At 70.7% G+C, this 16049-nt stretch carries 16 protein-coding genes; 7 read left to right on the top strand and 9 right to left on the bottom strand.

Annotated features, from left to right (window positions below; all coding sequences use genetic code 11):
* Window positions 1-22: 22 nt before the first annotated feature.
* The 9 genes from ppsA to ACZ45C_RS13855 form a co-directional block, all read right to left on the bottom strand.
* Window positions 23-2341, bottom strand: a complete 2319-nt coding sequence (gene ppsA / locus ACZ45C_RS13815; RefSeq protein WP_460560961.1) for a phosphoenolpyruvate synthase — start codon at window positions 2339-2341, stop codon at window positions 23-25.
* Between the two features lie 316 nt (window positions 2342-2657).
* A complete protein-coding gene (locus ACZ45C_RS13820) occupies window positions 2658-3389 on the bottom strand; it encodes a hypothetical protein (protein ID WP_464374342.1) in 732 nt (243 codons plus the stop codon).
* Window positions 3390-3419: 30 nt separating this feature from the next.
* On the bottom strand, window positions 3420-4067 hold the full coding sequence (locus tag ACZ45C_RS13825; protein ID WP_460560957.1) for a DUF8054 family protein: 648 nt from the start codon (window positions 4065-4067) through the stop codon (window positions 3420-3422).
* Complete coding sequence (locus ACZ45C_RS13830; protein ID WP_460560955.1) at window positions 4064-4831, bottom strand: nucleotide-binding protein; 768 nt, start codon at window positions 4829-4831, stop codon at window positions 4064-4066. Before ACZ45C_RS13830 ends, ACZ45C_RS13825 begins: the two co-directional genes overlap by 4 nt.
* A gap of 48 nt (window positions 4832-4879) precedes the next feature.
* On the bottom strand, window positions 4880-5152 hold the full coding sequence (locus tag ACZ45C_RS13835; RefSeq protein ID WP_137783451.1) for a DUF7385 family protein: 273 nt from the start codon (window positions 5150-5152) through the stop codon (window positions 4880-4882).
* 143 nt (window positions 5153-5295) lie between these two features.
* Window positions 5296-6171, bottom strand: coding sequence for an endonuclease V (locus ACZ45C_RS13840; RefSeq protein ID WP_460560953.1), 876 nt, complete (start codon window positions 6169-6171; stop codon window positions 5296-5298).
* Window positions 6172-7128 carry a rhomboid family intramembrane serine protease gene (locus ACZ45C_RS13845; RefSeq protein ID WP_460560951.1) on the bottom strand — a complete coding sequence of 319 codons (957 nt, stop codon included), beginning with the start codon at window positions 7126-7128 and terminating at the stop codon, window positions 6172-6174.
* A 70-nt stretch (window positions 7129-7198) separates the two neighbouring features.
* Window positions 7199-7714, bottom strand: coding sequence for a PUA domain-containing protein (locus tag ACZ45C_RS13850; protein WP_460560949.1), 516 nt, complete (start codon window positions 7712-7714; stop codon window positions 7199-7201).
* Window positions 7711-8619, bottom strand: coding sequence for an HD domain-containing protein (locus ACZ45C_RS13855; protein ID WP_460560947.1), 909 nt, complete (start codon window positions 8617-8619; stop codon window positions 7711-7713). Before ACZ45C_RS13855 ends, ACZ45C_RS13850 begins: the two co-directional genes overlap by 4 nt.
* Before the next feature lie 141 nt (window positions 8620-8760).
* On the opposite strand from ACZ45C_RS13855, the gene ACZ45C_RS13860 reads away from it, so the two are divergent.
* The 7 genes from ACZ45C_RS13860 (at window position 8761) to ACZ45C_RS13890 (ending at window position 16033) form a co-directional block, all read left to right on the top strand.
* The gene (locus ACZ45C_RS13860; protein ID WP_460560945.1) at window positions 8761-9444 is read left to right on the top strand and encodes a haloacid dehalogenase type II; all 684 of its coding nucleotides are present in this window, start codon (window positions 8761-8763) and stop codon (window positions 9442-9444) included.
* Between the two features lie 298 nt (window positions 9445-9742).
* The gene (dapA, locus tag ACZ45C_RS13865) at window positions 9743-10729 is read left to right on the top strand and encodes a 4-hydroxy-tetrahydrodipicolinate synthase (protein ID WP_460560943.1); all 987 of its coding nucleotides are present in this window, start codon (window positions 9743-9745) and stop codon (window positions 10727-10729) included.
* Window positions 10726-11520 carry a 4-hydroxy-tetrahydrodipicolinate reductase gene (gene dapB / locus ACZ45C_RS13870; RefSeq protein ID WP_460560941.1) on the top strand — a complete coding sequence of 265 codons (795 nt, stop codon included), beginning with the start codon at window positions 10726-10728 and terminating at the stop codon, window positions 11518-11520. The genes dapA and dapB overlap by 4 nt, the downstream gene beginning before the upstream one ends.
* Window positions 11521-11596: 76 nt before the next feature.
* Window positions 11597-12436 carry a 2,3,4,5-tetrahydropyridine-2,6-dicarboxylate N-succinyltransferase gene (locus ACZ45C_RS13875; protein ID WP_460560939.1) on the top strand — a complete coding sequence of 280 codons (840 nt, stop codon included), beginning with the start codon at window positions 11597-11599 and terminating at the stop codon, window positions 12434-12436.
* The gene (gene lysA, locus ACZ45C_RS13880; protein WP_460560937.1) at window positions 12433-13857 is read left to right on the top strand and encodes a diaminopimelate decarboxylase; all 1425 of its coding nucleotides are present in this window, start codon (window positions 12433-12435) and stop codon (window positions 13855-13857) included. The genes ACZ45C_RS13875 and lysA overlap by 4 nt, the downstream gene beginning before the upstream one ends.
* Window positions 13854-14819: a diaminopimelate epimerase gene (gene dapF, locus ACZ45C_RS13885; RefSeq protein ID WP_460560935.1), complete on the top strand. Its 966-nt coding sequence runs from the start codon at window positions 13854-13856 to the stop codon at window positions 14817-14819. Before lysA ends, dapF begins: the two co-directional genes overlap by 4 nt.
* Complete coding sequence (locus ACZ45C_RS13890; RefSeq protein WP_460560933.1) at window positions 14816-16033, top strand: M20/M25/M40 family metallo-hydrolase; 1218 nt, start codon at window positions 14816-14818, stop codon at window positions 16031-16033. Before dapF ends, ACZ45C_RS13890 begins: the two co-directional genes overlap by 4 nt.
* Window positions 16034-16049: the final 16 nt, after the last annotated feature.

Raw genomic sequence — 16049 nt, forward strand, 5'->3', positions numbered from 1 at the left:
CGACCCGAGGAGTCGACTGCGCTCAGCGGACCGAATCGAGGAGAAGCCGCTGTTCGGTCCGTTTCACCTCGTGTTGGACGTCGCGGACCGCGTCGATGTTGGCCGAGATGGAGGAGACGCCCTGCTCGACGAGGAAGTCGACCATCTCGGACTTCGAGCCGGCCTGTCCGCAGATACTGGTGTCGACGCCGAGTTCCCGACACGTTTCTATCGTGTCGCCGATGAGCGTCAACACGGCCGGGTGAAGCTCGTCGAAGCGGTCGGCGACGTTCTCGTTGTTGCGGTCGACCGCCAGCGTGTACTGCGTGAGGTCGTTGGTCCCGAACGAGGCGAAGTCGATCCCGGCGGCTGCGAGTTCCTCGATCTGCAGCGCGCTCGCGGGGGTCTCGATCATCACGCCCCATCGATTCGTCTCGGGATCGATCCCGGACTCTCGCATGTGGCGTTTGATCCCCTCGATTTCGGTCGCGTCGTTGACGAGCGGGAACATCACTTCGAGGTTGTCGTAGCCCATCTCCAGCAGCCGCGCGAACGCGGCGAGCTCCTGTCGGAACGGCTCGGGCTTGTCGAGGCTCCGGCGGATCCCGCGCCAGCCGAGCATCGGGTTGTGTTCGTTCGGCTCGCCGTCGCCGCCCTCGAGATCCCGGAACTCGTCCGTCGGAGCGTCTATCGTCCGAACGCGGACGGGGCGGGGATAGAACTCCTCGGCCACCCGGCGGACGCCCTCGATCAGTTCGTCTTGGTACGCCCGGGCACCGTGATCGGAGATGTACCGCTCCGGCGTCTTGCCGAGCGAGAGCACCATGTGCTCGATGCGGAGCAGACCGACGCCGTCTGCGCCCGTCGCGGCCGCGCGCTCGGCGGCCTCCGGAATCGAGACGTTCACCTTCACTTCCGTCGCCGTCATCGGCTTCACCGGCGTCTCCGGGCGCGCCGCCTCGACGGGTTCGAACTCCTCTCCGGATTCGGCGTCGTCGTCGGTCCCGGGGCGGATAGTTCCCTTGTCGCCGTCGAGCGTGACGTTCCGTCCGTCTTCGAGCAGCCGCGTGCCGTTGCCGGTACCGACCACCGCTGGCACGCCGAGCTCGCGTGAGATGATCGCCGCGTGGCTCGTCATCCCGCCCTCGTCAGTGACGATTCCGGCGGCTCGCTTCATCGCGGGGACCATGTCCGGCATCGTCATTTCCGTCACCATCACGTCGCCCTCCTGAACCTGATCGAGGTGATCGAGCTTGTGGACGATCCGGACCGCGCCCGAGACGATACCGGGGCTGGCACCGAGGCCGTCAACGAGCACGTCCGCGTCGGAATCCTCGGCGGTGCTACCGCCACGGGTGCCGGATTCACGGTCATCGGCTGTGGCGTCAGTTCCCGCGTCGTCGCCCTCGTCGCTCTCTTGGATCGTCGTGATCGGGCGCGACTGGAGCATGAATATCTCGCCGTCGTGGATCGCCCACTCGACGTCCTGTGGCGTCCCGTAGTGGTCCTCGACGCGCTCTCCGAGCGTGACAAGACGGTCGATCTCCTCGTCGGAGAGGACGCGGCTCTCGCGGCGATCGTCGTCGATATCGAGCTGCACGGTCTCGCCCGACTCCGGGTCCTTGACCATCTCAACTTTCTTTTCGGCGATCGTCACGTCATCGACGGCACCGCGGTCGCGGTCGTACACGTAGTTGTCCGGAGAGACGGTTCCGGAGACGACCGCCTCGCCGAGTCCCCACGCCGCCTCGATCGTGATCTGCGGATCGCCCGTGGAGGGGTGGCTGGTGAACATCACACCGGACTTGTCTGCGTCGACCATCCGCTGAATGACGACGGCGATGTCCACCTCGGCGTGCGGGAAGCCTCGCTGCTGCCGGTAGTAGATCGCGCGCTGCGTGAAAAGCGACGCCCAGCACTCTTTGACCCGTCGTATCAGGTCCGCTTCACGGACGTTGAGGAAGGTCTCCTGTTGTCCGGCGAACGAGGAGTCGGGGAGATCCTCGGCAGTGGCGGACGATCGGACGGCGACGAACGCCTCTTCGTCGTCTCCCATCGATCGATATCGATCGAGGATCTCGTCGCGGACCTCGTCGGGAAGCGGAGTTTCGAGGATCAGCTCTTCGGCCGCTTCCTCCGCCTCTCGGAGCGCGGCGGAGTCCTCGGGATCGACATCGACGGCCGAGAACAGCTCGTCATCGATCCCACTCTCCTCGATGAAGTCCCGGTACGTTCCCGCCGTGACCGTGAATCCGGGCGGGACGGGGAGTCCGGCACCGATGAGTTCACCGAGCGAAGCCGCTTTCCCGCCGACGGTCCCGACGTCGTCGGCGTCGACATCCTCCAGCCAGAGTACTGCCATTCGTGTACCCGGAGGATCCGAGAGCCGACGTATGAAGCTTCCGGCCTGTGAAACGGTGAATAAAAACACAACTCAGAACCGAGTTATCACGAGAACGCCGACAGAACCGGACGGCCGATCGGACGAATGAGGGCCGAAAGCGCGAGGGATACAGACGAACCGTCGGCCGGTCCGTAACGGCGGAACGACCGCCGCAATCCTATACTTATCCTCCGTGCGATCGATCGGTTCCAATACGTGTTACAGGTTCGGTAACACTACGGGATATCACAGTCACGAGCAGGGTCCGGCGGGTATCGCCCACGTCGAGTGGAACTCACCGATCCTCGGCGGCGAGTCGGTCGTGTTCCCGGCGGAGGAGTCGTTCCCAGAGTCGGAACAAGCGGCTGTCTAGGTCGTATCGCTCGTCCACCCGTCGAACCCACGCGTCGTCGGCGAACAACAGCCGCTGGAAGCGTCTGACCGTCGGCGATAGACGCTCTCGGTCGCCGGCGTAGTACGCAAGCGACTCCTCGCGGGTCCGTTCGACGAGGGCGCTCGGTACGTCGATGCCGTCGGCGGCGGCGACGCGGACGAACCATTCGAGGTGGAGAAGCGAGTCCGCGAGGAGGAACCGGTCTCGGAACCCGGACACGTCGGAGAGCGCGGGCTCGCCATCGACGATCACGTCTCGTGGGCGGGAGTACCGCGGCGCGGTCACCGTCACGTCCGCGGCGTCGGCAACGACCGCGGCCACCCGGCGGAGCCGCCACCCGCCGTACCGCACCGGAGCGATCAGCCCCAGCTCGTACCAGAGGGGGAGCCACTCGCAGTACGGCTCCGAGAACGCCCCGTCCGCGAGTAGCGTGGCTGCCACGGACCGCGCCGCGTCAGGCGGCAACGCCGTGTGGTCCTCGCGGAGGGCGGTCGCGACGCGGCGGCCGTCGAGCGCGTCGGTACCCTCGAACCCCATCCCCTCGGCGACGTGGCTGGTGTACGCGCGGCTCGCCGCGTACCACTCGGCGAAGTCGGCCGGGGCCGTCAGTCGAAGCAGGCGAAGAACCGTGATGTGAACGGTACGTCCGTCCGGAGCAAAACGCTACCGCTCGGACGCGGCCGCGTCCGAGCGCACGCCGGAACCGTCGGGGTCGGCCCGGTCGTCGCATCCGTCCTCGTCCGCCGAGCCGCCGAGGGCGTCGCCGAGCCCCCACTCCTCGGCGCGAGCGGCCGCTTCCGACCGGGCCTGTTCGCGGATCGCCGCGATCCGGTCGTCGTCTTCGAGGAACGCGGTGACGGCGTCGGTGTCGTCCTCGTCCCCCTCGACGAGACGGTCGTCCGGAGCGGCGGCTCGCGTCCGGTCGGCGAGCCGCTGGTCGTCCGCGAGTTCGGTCGCCACCGCGCCCGGCGTCACGCGGAGCGCGTCCGCCCGGTGGGCGGTCTCCAGCTCGTCGGCGTCGACCTCGTACAGTTCGACGCGGTAGGGGCCGGGAACGGCGAGTTCGGCGAGCGCGTCGGCTCCGCCGCTGTCGCTCACCGTGTTGTACGCCAGCACGGGGACGCCGTCGGCGAAGGTGACGACTCCCTTCGCCTCGCCGGCCAGAAGCAGGGTCTCTTGGGGGACCACCGTCGCGTAGCCGGTCAGTTCGCGGTCGAGCGCGCGAGCGAGCGTCGTGGCGACGTTCGAGACGACGCGGGAGCGGAGGAGGTTCCCGCGCGGGATTCGGAGCGTCGGCGAGGACCCGGTCATGGCGTGTCGGGGACGACCGCGCTCCGGAACCGGTCTGCGACCGCGTCGCCGTCGCCGTCGCGCACGTCGAGCCGAGCGGCGGCCCGCCGGTAGCACGCGGCGGGCTCGCTCTCCGGCGCGTGCGCGAGGAGCGGTTCGCCGGCGCGGCGCGCCGCCCGGACCACGTCGCTGTCGGGGACGCTCGCCAGCACGGGACCGCCGAAGTGCCGCTCCGCCTGCGCCGTCACGTCGGCGGTTCCCTCGCGGACCTTGTTGAAGAGGACGCCGGCCGTCTCGGTGCCGTACGAGCGGGCGTACTCCTGCACCTTCAGCCCGTCCGAGAGGGCGGGGATCGTCGGCTCGACGACGACCACGACGCGGTCCGCGAGCACGACTGGGAGGACCGCCGACTTCGATCCGAGCGCGGCCGGCGAGTCGAGGAGCAGCACGTCGGTGTCGGCGGCGAGTTCGGCGACGACCGCTCGGAGGCGTGCCGGCTCGGCGGCCTCGAACCCCGCGAGCGACGTGCCGCAGGGAACGACCGAGAGCCCGAAGCAATCGTAGGTCGCCTCCGAGACGTCGGTCGCGGTCTCCCCGACGAGCAGGTCGTGAAGCGTCACCGTCGCGTCGTCGAGTCCGGTGTGAAAGAGCAGGTTCGCCATCCCCGTGTCGGCGTCGACGACCGTGACGTCGTGTTCGTCAGCGAGCGCCATCCCGAGCGCGAGCGTGCTCGTCGTCTTCCCCGTGCCGCCCTTGCCGCTGGCGACGGCGAACGCCTCGACCATGCACAGACTGCCCGGTGACCCAGCTAAAAACTGTCTATCGATCGGCCGCTACTCGTCGTGGATGAACACGAGCCGCTTCGAGTCCGTGTTGACTAAACAGAGGTCGATGCCGTCGCGGGTCGCGCCGATCTGCTGCCAGCCGTGATCGCTCACGAACAGCGTCTGGAACACGCCGCGATCGCAGTCGGGGTTCGGACAGCCGACGCCCGCGGCGTTCTTGTAGACCGTGGTGCCACCGCCGGAACTCTGGCGCACCAGCCCGTCCCGCAGCGATCTGAACTGCTCCGCAGACATCGGTCCGTCCATGTCCTCGTCTCCCATGCGCTTCTGTTTCGTCCCACAATATATAAACCGCCTGCCTGTGGCAACTGGTGGCACGGCAGGCCGCCGAGGGTGTCGGCAGTGTCGGCGGGCGTCACTGCGGCCGCCCACAACCATCGATACGCGTCCCGCTGGTGTCGCGGCTACGCGTCGGGACCGCCGCCCGCCGTCGAACCGACGTCACCGCGCTTCGCCGCGTCCGCGGCCGCGTCGGCGAGGCGGGTGGGTTCCGGCAGCTTGTAGCCGGCACACAGCGCCTCGACGAGGTCGACCGCGGTCTCGGCGGACACGCGGTGCCCCGGACTCGCGTACAGCGGGTTCACGCGGCGGCTGTTGGGGTACTGGCGCGACTGAAGCGCGTGGCCGATCACGGGTGCGGCGGCGTCGGGTGGGAAGTCGCTCGTCGCGGTCTCCACCGCGTCGTCGGCGCGGATCGGCGTCCGCCACCCGGCCGGTCGCTCGTCGACGGCGTCGTCCGGCTCTCCGCAGAGGAGGCTCTTTGCGACGCCGACGCTCGGGACGTCGAACAGGACGCCGACGTGCGTCGCGAGACCGGCCTCGCGGTAGTGGATCCGACCCGACCCGTCACAGACGACGAGGTCGGGGTCGGCGTCGAGCGCGCCGAGCGCAGCACAGACCGGCTCGCCCTCCCGGAACGCGAGCAGTCCGGGGACGTACGGGACCGAAAGCGGCGTGGTCGCGGCCGCGTACTCGATCACTCTCCCGTGGCGGATCGCGACCGCCGCGGAGACGGCGCGCTCCGGGTCGGCTTCCGTGAGGAACGCCTGGTCGACGCCCACGACGATCGGATTCTCGGTGGCATCGGGGTCGTCACCGGCCGGGTCGGCTGCCGGCAGTCCGGTCGTCAGGTCCGCCGGCTCGTCGATCGCGACCGCCTCGGCGGTGAGTCCGTGGTCGTCCGAGAACGTCGCCGTCGTCGCGATCTCCCGCTGGAGCGACTCCATCTCCGCCCGCGAGAGCGCGGGATCCGGTCGAAACGCGGGATTCGCGACGTTCATTCAGAACCGTCCGCCCGGACCGCCGGGGCCGCCCGGACCACGCATACGACCCATCTGCACGCCGCCCGCGCCGCCGGCGGAGCGGGCCAGCCCCTCGTTGCGCTTGCCGAACGCGAGCCCGATCGCGAAGCCGATCAGGTGTGCGAGGTGGGCGATCCCGCCGACGCCGCCGGTCCCGCTCGTGACGACGAGGAACGCGGAGACGATCGCGATCCCCCACGTCAGGTACTTGATCTTCATCGGGATCACGAAGAACAAAAGCACCTGCATGTTCGGCCGCCAGACCGTGAGCACGCCAAGGAGCGCGAACCCCGCGCCGCTGGCTCCGAGCACGCCGGTCGGCGGGGCGTTCGTCGCGATCGCGAAGAGGACGTGTCCGAGCCCGGCGGCGATGCCGGCCCCGAAAAAGAACGCCGTGAACCGCTTCGATCCGACGGCGCGCTCGACGAGCGGGCCGAAGAAGAACAGCACGACGCTGTTTCCGATGATGTGGTAGATGCCGACTGGCGAGTGGGCGAACACCGAGGTCACCCACGTCCACACGTTCCCAAGCGCGTCGGACTGGAGCACGAACAGGGTGTTGTGGAGCGAAACGCTGACCCCGTGGTACACCACGAGCTGTGCGAGGAACGTGACCCACATCGCCGCGAGGATCGCGTAGGTCGCGTTTCCGCGGACGTAGCTCACGAGCCCGCCGGTGTTCGTCGCACGGTTGAAGCGGCGCTTGACGCGGCTCACGACGCCGCCGGAGCCGCCGGCCTGACCGCCCGTCGATCCACCGGTTCCGCCGCCGTCGTCGAACCCGCTGTCGAAGACGCCGCCCGGGTCGCTCCACTCGCCGACCCCCGGACAGTCGTGGTTCTCCGGGAGGCGGTGCTCGGAACAGAACGTCTGTCCGCACCGCTTACACTGATACGGGAGGTTCTCGTACTCCCCACACACGTCGCACGTCGCCATTACCCGTCCTTACGGGGGCGCTCCTAAAGCGGTTTGGCTCCGTGCTGGTGTCCCGACGACCGCTCGACGGTCACTCGTCCGAGTCGGCGGGTCCGACGCCGTTTCGAACGCTCACGGCCGGACCGGCGTCGAACGCCTCGATCTCGGGGCCCGACAGCTCCGCGCGCCCGACCGCGAACAGCGCGTCGCCGTCGCCGACGACGAGCACCTCGTCTCCGGGGCGGATCCCGCCGTCGACCTCGGTGACGAACTTCGCGAAGGCGTTTCGCCCCTCGCGGACGAACGGCTCGCTCTCGTCGCCCACGACCACGCGATGTCGGGGAACGGGGAACGCCGACCGGAGCCGCCGACCACCGGCGACCCCGAGCGTGAACCGGCCGTCCGTCCCGTACGAGACGAGCCTGTCCCCCGCGGCGCTGCCGGGCGTGTCGTCGACGTCGCCGACGAGCACCTGTCGCGGTCGGCCCCCGCTCGACCGGCGGACGGTCAGCGTCTCCTCGGGCGGAAACAGCGCAGCCCCCGCGCCGGCACCGAACTGGTAGTCGGCACCGGTCCGCAGGTCGGCGAGCGTCTCGGCGTCGGTCATAGCTCGATCCGGTCGACGATCGCGCCGTTCCCCTCGTCGTCGCGGTGGGTGTTGATCGCCACGGTCCGGATCTGGTCTTCGAGCATCGACCCGTCGATCTTCGCTTTGAGCAACGAGTCGACCTGGTAGACGCCGGCCGCGTTGTTCATCCGGATCACGACCTGCGCCGGCGTCTCGTCGCCTCCTCGAAGCGAGACGCGCTCGATAGCCTGCGAGGAGACGGTGTTGATACCGCGGCCGCCCTCCTCGTAGGGGACTCGCGAGCGTCCGCGCTCCATGTCGAGCCCGTCGGCGATCCGGACGACGCCGGCTTCGAGCGTCAGCGGCCGCTCTTCGGTGTGGTGACACAAGATCGCGTGGAGCACCTCGGCTTTCACGCGCACCCGCTCCGGAACGCCGTAAAACGAGGGGAGAAAGTCGTCGAGGAGGTCGGCCGCGAGCGGAATCGAGTAGTACGGGTGGTCGTGTCGGTGGACGACGTGACCGATGTCGTGGAGCGTCGCGGCGAGCGCGATGATCACCGGTTCGTCCGCCTCGTCGAGCCCCTGCTGGCGAGCGCCGTTGAACTCGACGCCGCCGGCCTTCAAGAGGTCGTACAGCCGCAGGGCGCGGTCGCGCACGATCTCGACGTGTTTCGCACCGTGGTCGTTGTACCCCTTCCGATCGACCGGATTGACGTTCTGTGCCTCCAGATACGCCGTTATCTCGGGGTCCGACTCGATCCGGTCTAACACCTCGTTGAGCCGGTCGTCCGGGAAGGCGTGCTCGGCGCTCGGGTCGTACTCGTGGCGGCCGGCGTCCGTGTCCTCGTCGATGTCCGCGTCCGGATCCGGATCCGTCGCAGGGTCCGTCACCCGGTCCGTGTCCGCCGGGATCGGTTCCTCCTCGTCCGCTTGGTCGGTCATGCGACGAGAGAGACGCCGTCGGCTTAAAACAGCCTCGGGCGAACGCGTCCGGCGGCGGCCGGGGGCTCACAGGCTCGCGGGCGGTTCGGCGGATCGCCGCCGTCCGGGGGCTTATCACGGGGCACATCGATCCGTCGTGACATGGGACTCGATGCCGAGCGCGTGTCGACGGTGACGTTCGACTCGTACAGCACGCTCGTGGACGTGGATGCCGCCGAACAAGCGCTCGCCGACCGCGTCGACGAACCTCGACCGGTGTCGCGGCTCTGGCGGGCGCGATCGCTGGAGTACACGTTCGTCGCGAACCAGGTCGACGCCTATCAGCCCTTTTACGAGATGAACCGGGACGCGCTCCAGTACGCGCTCGACGTCCACGGCGTCGGCCTCTCGACCGCGGAGCGTGACGAGATCCTCGCGGTCTACCACGAACTCGACGTCTTCGACGACGTCCGCGACGGAATCCGCCGACTGCGCGACGGCGGCTACGACTGCTACGTCCTCTCGAACGGGAACCCGGAGATGCTCGCCTCACTCGTCGACCACGCCGACATCGCGGACCTGGTCGAGGACACGATAAGCGCCGACGAGGTTCGAACGTTCAAGCCGGCCGCGGAGGTGTACCGCCACGGCGCCGCCCGGACCGGAACGCCGATCGACGAGGTCGTCCACGTCACCGCGGGCTGGTTCGACGTGCTCGGGGCGCGACACGCCGGGATGCAGGCCGCGTGGGTCGATCGGAAGGGGACCCCGTGGGAGCCGTTCGGCGGCGATCCCGACGCGACCGTCGAGACGATCCACGAGTTGGCCGACGCGCTCGGCGTGTAGCGCCGGACGGGTGCCGCCGACGGACGCGTGAGCGCACTCCGCGGCAGGTTCGACCCGAGGCACAATCTATAAGCGACAGAGGCGTCCATTGCGGGTGTGAACCGAACCGCGTCCGGACGCGGCTCGCCGCCGCCGGTAGCGACGCGGCTCTTCTCCAAAAAACGCGCGTGAGACGTCCACCGGCGGGAGTGGCGACCCCGTCTCGGACGACCCCCGACCGCGCGGACGCTCCGTTGGACGACGACCACGCGAGACCGTAACCGACACGCGACCCACACGCGACCACCACGAACCCGGAATGACCACCATGACGAACACGACGACACCGTACACGACGGCAGACGAGACCGACAGAGACCCGACAGAGGAACCGTTCGAGGGGGTGTACCCAGCGATGACGACTCCGTTCACCGACGGCGACGAGGTCGACCACGACCAGCTCGCCGACAACGCCCGGTACATGGAGCGGGCGGGCGTCGACGGCGTGGTCCCCGTCGGCTCCACCGGGGAGTCGGCGACGATGACCCACGACGAGCACGTCGCGGTCATCGAGACGGTCCGCGACGCCGTCGACGACATCCCCGTGATCGCCGGCACCGGATCGAACAACACCGCCGAGGCGCTCTCGCTCTCCGAGCGCGCGGCCGACGCCGGCGCGGACGGCCTGCTCCTCATCTCGCCGTACTACAACAAGCCAGAGCCCGCCGGCTTCCTCGAACACTACCGGACGATCGCCGACGCGGTCGACCTCCCGCAGATCGTCTACAACGTGCCGAGCCGAACCGGCCAGTCGATCCCCGTCGACGTCACCGTCGAACTCGCAGAACACCCGAACATACAGGGATACAAGGCCGCCTCAGGCGACCTGAACCTCATCAGCGAAGTGATCGAGCGCACCCGCAGCGAGGCCTTTTCGGTGCTCTCCGGCGACGACGGGCTCACTCTCCCAGTGCTCTCGATCGGCGGAACGGGGACGATCAGCGTGGTCGCCAACGTCGAACCGGAGCGCTCCTGTGCGATGGTCGGTGCGGCGCTCTCCGGCGACTACGACCGCGCGCAGGCGCTCCACCACGAACTCTCGCCGCTCGTGCGCGAGCTGTTCGCCGAGACGAACCCGATCCCGGTGAAGGAGGCCATGCACATCCGCGGGCGGGGCGGTCCGCGGGTCCGATCTCCGCTCTCGCGACTCTCCGAGGACCGTCGTGACCCGCTCCGCGACCTGCTCGCCGAGTACGAGGCGAGCGAGCCGATGACCGTCGACACCCCGGCGGGTGACGCGGAATGAGCGGGGACACGGGACCGCTCCGCGTCGTCGTCACCGGCGCGGGCGGCCGGATGGGACGGGAGGTGATCGAGGCCGCGAACGGTCGCGAGGGCGTCGCCGTCGCGGCCGCGGTGAACCGATCGCCGATCGATCCCGTCGCGGGCGTCGAGGTGCGCGACGCGGACGACCTCACCGCCCTCCTCACGGACGAGCCCGTCGACGTCCTCGTCGACTTCACCGGCCCTGCCTCGGCGGTGGCGTACGCCGAGGCCTGCGCCGACGCCGGCGTGCCGATGGTCACCGGGACGACCGGGTTCGAGGGCGGCCAGACGGACAGCCTCCGCGCCGCGAGCGATGCCGTTCCGGTGCTCAAGGCGTCGAACTTCGCTCGCGGCGTCGCCGCGCTCCGCCGGGCGGTCCGCGAGGCCGCGGCCGCGCTCCCCGGATACGACGTGGAGCTGACCGAGACGCATCACAACGGGAAGCGCGACGCCCCCTCGGGCACCGCGAAGTCGATCCTCGACGACGTGGAGGGCGTGCGCGACGACCTCGACGAGCGAGTCCACGGCCGCGAGGGCGACGCGCCGCGGGACGCCGGCGAGATCGGCGTCCACGCCCGGCGGGCGGGCGACGTCACCGGCGAACACGAGGTGCTGTTCGCCGGCAACCGGGAGTCGATCGAACTCACGCACCGCGCCGGCGACCGCGGCGTGTTCGCCGAGGGCGCGCTCGACGCCGCCGTCTGGCTCGCCGGCCGCGACCCCGGCTGGTACGACTTCGGGAACGTGCTCGACGCGGGGGACGGTTCGTGAGTCCGCCGCTGATGCCGCTCCGGCCGCCGGTCGAACACCGACGGGTAAATACGACCGCTCGCCCACGTACCACCCAATGACGCTTCGATCCGACGTATCCGATCTGTGGAACCGCTATCAGGACGGGCTGACGGCCGCCGACGCGACGGCGGACGACGCTGACACCCTCGACGCGTTCCTCGCGGCGCTCGAGGCCGGCGAGGTCCGCGCCGCAGAGAAGACCGGCGGCGACGTGACCTCGTGGGCGGCCAACGAGTGGGTGAAACGCGGCATCCTTCTCAACTTCGGGCTGCGCGCGACCGAGCCCCGCGAGTACGGCGGCGTCCGCTACCACGACGTGCTCCCGCTGCGCGACACGGCGGACCTCGGGGAACGCGGCACGCGGAACACGCCCGACGGGACCGCGATCCGTCGGGGCGCGTACCTCGGCAGCGACTGCATCATGATGAGCCCCTCGTTCGTCAACGTGGGCGCGTACGTCGGCGATGGCACCCTCGTCGACTCCTGTGACACGGTCGGCTCCTGTGCGCAGCTCGGCGCGAACGTGAAGCTCGGCGCTAACACCCTGATCGGCGGCGTGCTCGAACCCGTCGAGGACGCGCCGGTGATCATCGAGGACGGCGTCTCGCTCGGTGCCGGCTGTCGCGTCACGAGCGGGTTCCGCGTCGGCGAGGACTCGATCGTCGGCGAGAACACCCTGTTGACCCCCCGCATCCCCGTCTATGACCTCGTCGAGGAGGAGGTCATCTACGGGCACCTGCCCGCCGAGCGCCGGGCGTTCACCCGCATGGTGGAGTCGTCCGTCGGCGACCACGACCTGTTCGAGGGCGGCGCGTACAAGCCCGCGGTCGTCGCCACGCACGTCGAGGAGGAAACGCTCGAGGCGACACAGCGCGAGGACGCGCTCCGGGAATGAGCGACATCGGTTCCGACCGCTGCTCCGACGAACGGGCGACGGGCGAGGGCGGCGGCGCGGCGGACGCCGCCGTCGACGCGGGTGGCGGCCCCGCGGTCCGCCGCGTGCGCGACTGGGACGGCGAGGGACTCCGGTCGATCGCGGCCGTCCACGACACCCCCCTGTACGTTCAGGACCTCGATCGCGTCCGCGAGAACTGCGCGCGCCTCCGGGACGCCTTCCCGGACGCCGACGTGCGCTACGCGGTGAAGGCCCACACCGGCCGCGCCGTGCTGGAGGCGGTCCGCGACGCCGGGCTCGACGCCGAGTGCGCCTCGGCCGGCGAACTCGACCGCGCGCTCGCGGCCGGCTTCGCCGGCGATCGACTCCACTACACCGCGGTCAATCCGCCCGCTCGCGACCTCGACTACGTCACCGGCGTCGCCGAGGCGGAGACGGACCTGACGGTCACGGTCGGGGCGCTCGACACGCTCGACCGGCTGGCCGACCGCGGCTACGACGGCCGGGTCTGCCTGCGCGTGAACCCCGGCGTCGGCGCCGGCCACCACGAGAAGGTGACGACCGGGGGCGCGGCGAAGTTCGGGGTTCCCTACGACCGCGCCGCCGCCGCGGCCCGCGAGGCCGCAGACCGCTTCGAGGTGGTCGGCGTCCACGCCCACGCCGGCTCCGGGATCGACTCCGACCAGCTGGACAGCCACCGCGAACTGGTCTCCCGGATGGGCGAGTTGGCCCGAGAGCTTGCGGACCCGGACGCGACGGCCGCCGACGGCGACGACGCGGAACCGAGCCCCGTCGACATCGAGTACGTCGACGTCGGCGGCGGGTTCGGCGTCCCCTACGAGGAGGACGCGCCGCCGCTCGACCTCCCCGCCGTCGCCGAGGCGACCCGCGAGGCGGTCGCGCCGCTGCCCGCGGGCGTCGACCTCGCGATCGAGCCCGGGCGGTACGTCGTCGCCGACGCCGGCGTCCTCCTGACGCGGGTGAACACGGTGAAGCCGGCGCCCGACGAGCGCGTGGTCGGCGTCGACGCCGGAATGACTGACCTCCTGCGTCCGGCGATGTACGACGCGTACCACCCGATCTGCAACCTCGGCGGAGCCGACGGCGAGCCGGCCCCCGAGGAGCGGGCGACGACGCCCGTCACCGTCGCCGGCCCCATCTGCGAGACCGGGGACACGTTCGCCGCGGACCGGCCGCTGGCCGACCCGGCGCGGGGCGACGTCCTCGCGGTCGGGATCGCGGGCGCGTACGGGTACGAGATGGCGAGCCAGTACAACTCTCGACCGCGGCCCGCTGAGGTCGCGCTCGCCGACGGGACGGCGCGGCTCGTCCGTCGCCGCGAGACGCTCGCGGACCTCACGGCGGTCGAGCGAGACCCGCCCGGAGAGACCGGCCACACCGCGCCGGAGGTGGACCGATGAGCGCTCACGCCGTCCCCGTGGAGAAGTATCACGGCACGGGGAACGACTTCCTCGTCGTCGACGCGGACGCGCACACCGTCGGCGACCGCGCGGCGTTCGCCCGCGCGCACTGCGACCGCGAGACGGGCGTGACCGCCGACGCCGCCGTCGACGAGGGGACGGTTCCGCCCAGCACGACCGGTCGGCGCGGTGCCGACGGCGTCCTCTTTTTGAGCGTCGAGGAGCGGTTCGATCCGACCCGCGTCGTGATGACGCTCGTCCAGCCCGACGGGTCGACCGCATCGATGTGCGGCAACGGCGCGCGCGTCGTCGCGCGCTGGGCGCACGACCGGACGGGCGATCGAGAGTTCATGATCGACACGCAGGCGGGGACGCGCCACGCCACGGTGGCCGACGACGCGAGCGCGGCCACGATCGAGATGGGCGTGCCGACGTTCGATCCCGCGCGCGTCCCGGTCGTCCGCGAGGGCGACCTCGCCGGCGAACCCCTGATCGACGAGCCCGTCGAGGGGCTCTCCGTCACCGCGCTCAACACCGGCGTCCCCCACGCGGTCGCGTTCGTCGACGGCGGCCGCGACGACCCCGACGGGATCGACGCCTACGACCTCGACGCGGTCGCGCCCCCGGTGCGACACGCCGACGCGTTCCCGGAGGGGGCGAACGTGAACCTCGCCGCCGTCGTCGACGACGGCACCGGCGGTGACGGGGACGGAGGGGGGACGGCGGTCATCGACCAGCGGACCTTCGAGCGCGGCGTCGAGGGGGAGACGCAGTCGTGCGGTACCGGCGCGGTCGCCGTCGTGGCCGCGGCGCGCCGACTCGGACTGATCGCGGGCGAGTCCGCCGTGAGCCGACCGCCGGGCGGCGAACTCGCGATCACCGTGCCGGACGCGGGGCACGCGACCCTCACCGGCCCCGTCGCCCACGAGTTCAGCGGGACGCTCCCGGTGAACCCGCGATGAGCGACGATCCCGGGTCCGGCTCCGCCGACCGGGTCGCGTTCGACCCCGTCGCGTTCCTCGAAGAGGCGGTGCAGATCCCCTCACACGAGTCGGTCGGTTCGATGCGCTCGTTCGTCGTCGAGACGCTCGACTCGCGCGGCGTCGACGCCTCGGTCGTCGCGGACGGCTGCGTCGTCGCCGAGAAGTCGTCGCCCGCGCCTGCCGACGGCCCGCACCTCGCGTTGAACACGCACCTCGACACGGTGACGCCGCACGTCCCCTTCGACCGCGGGCCGGCCGAAGAGGGAGAGCGGGGTCACGAGGCGGGGAACGCGCGGGAAGTGATCCGCGGCCGCGGGTCGTGCGACGCGAAGGGGCCGCTGGCTGCGCTGCTGTCCGGGTTCCTCGCGGCGGAACCGGTTCGCGGGCGGCTCACGCTCGCGCTCACGCCCGACGAGGAGTCGCTCTCGCTCGGCGCGGCGGCGCTGACGGGCACGCTTCCGGGGAGCGAGCCCCGGCTCGACGCCGACCTCTACCTCGTCGGCGAGCCGACCGGCCTCGACGCCTGCACGGCGGCCAAGGGGCGGTTCCAGGGGACCGTCGAGCTGTCCGGGGTCGCGGCGCACGCCGCGGAGTTCGCGGGCGCGAACGCGGTCGCGGCCGCCGAGGGAGCGCTCGCGGCGATCCGAACGTTCGACGCCGACGCCGACGACCACCCGCAGCTCGGCTCGCCGAAGCTCACGCCGACGGTCATCGACGGCGGCGACGCGACGAACCAGGTGCCCGCCGACTGTTCTATCACGGTCGACCGCCGGAGCGTGCCGCCGGAGACCGCCGAGGCGTTCCGGTCGTCGCTCGCCGCCGCCGTCCGTGCGGCGGTTCCCGACGACGTCGGCGTCGACGTGGCGCTCACGGACCGCGAGTCGCCGTTCTTCGAGGCGTTCTCGACGGACCCCGACCACGAGCTGGTCGAGGCCGTCGCGGGCGCGGCGCGAGCGGCGGGCGCGACCGCGGGGCTCTCAGCGGATCGGGGCGGCGCGGTGCGACCGTTCGGCGCGGCGACGGAGGCGTCGTACTTCGCGCCCGCGCCGACGGTCGTGTTCGGCCCCGGCGACCTCGCAGACGACGCGGGAGCGGTCGCACACTCCGAGCGTGAATACGTCCGCGTCCGGGAAGTGGAAGCGGCCGCAGAGACCGTCGAGCGGTCGATATCGAGACTTCTCGGTCCGAGATAGGTCGGCGGCGGTTCGA

The sequence above is a fragment of the Halorubrum pallidum genome, assembly GCF_055380345.1.

Excerpts from the sequence above, each read along its gene's own strand:
- ACZ45C_RS13875 (WP_460560939.1), top strand. The coding sequence starts at position 11,597 with ATGACGCTTCGATCCGACGTATCCGATCTGTGGAACCGCTATCAGGAC.
- ACZ45C_RS13890 (WP_460560933.1), top strand. The coding sequence starts at position 14,816 with ATGAGCGACGATCCCGGGTCCGGCTCCGCCGACCGGGTCGCGTTCGAC.
- dapA (WP_460560943.1), top strand. The coding sequence starts at position 9,743 with ATGACCACCATGACGAACACGACGACACCGTACACGACGGCAGACGAG.
- ACZ45C_RS13835 (WP_137783451.1), bottom strand. The coding sequence starts at position 5,152 with ATGGGAGACGAGGACATGGACGGACCGATGTCTGCGGAGCAGTTCAGA.
- ACZ45C_RS13850 (WP_460560949.1), bottom strand. The coding sequence starts at position 7,714 with ATGACCGACGCCGAGACGCTCGCCGACCTGCGGACCGGTGCCGACTAC.
- ppsA (WP_460560961.1), bottom strand. The coding sequence starts at position 2,341 with ATGGCAGTACTCTGGCTGGAGGATGTCGACGCCGACGACGTCGGGACC.
- ACZ45C_RS13855 (WP_460560947.1), bottom strand. The coding sequence starts at position 8,619 with ATGACCGACCAAGCGGACGAGGAGGAACCGATCCCGGCGGACACGGAC.
- dapF (WP_460560935.1), top strand. The coding sequence starts at position 13,854 with ATGAGCGCTCACGCCGTCCCCGTGGAGAAGTATCACGGCACGGGGAAC.
- lysA (WP_460560937.1), top strand. The coding sequence starts at position 12,433 with ATGAGCGACATCGGTTCCGACCGCTGCTCCGACGAACGGGCGACGGGC.
- ACZ45C_RS13845 (WP_460560951.1), bottom strand. The coding sequence starts at position 7,128 with ATGGCGACGTGCGACGTGTGTGGGGAGTACGAGAACCTCCCGTATCAG.
- ACZ45C_RS13840 (WP_460560953.1), bottom strand. The coding sequence starts at position 6,171 with ATGAACGTCGCGAATCCCGCGTTTCGACCGGATCCCGCGCTCTCGCGG.
- ACZ45C_RS13830 (WP_460560955.1), bottom strand. The coding sequence starts at position 4,831 with ATGGTCGAGGCGTTCGCCGTCGCCAGCGGCAAGGGCGGCACGGGGAAG.
- ACZ45C_RS13860 (WP_460560945.1), top strand. The coding sequence starts at position 8,761 with ATGGGACTCGATGCCGAGCGCGTGTCGACGGTGACGTTCGACTCGTAC.
- dapB (WP_460560941.1), top strand. The coding sequence starts at position 10,726 with ATGAGCGGGGACACGGGACCGCTCCGCGTCGTCGTCACCGGCGCGGGC.
- ACZ45C_RS13825 (WP_460560957.1), bottom strand. The coding sequence starts at position 4,067 with ATGACCGGGTCCTCGCCGACGCTCCGAATCCCGCGCGGGAACCTCCTC.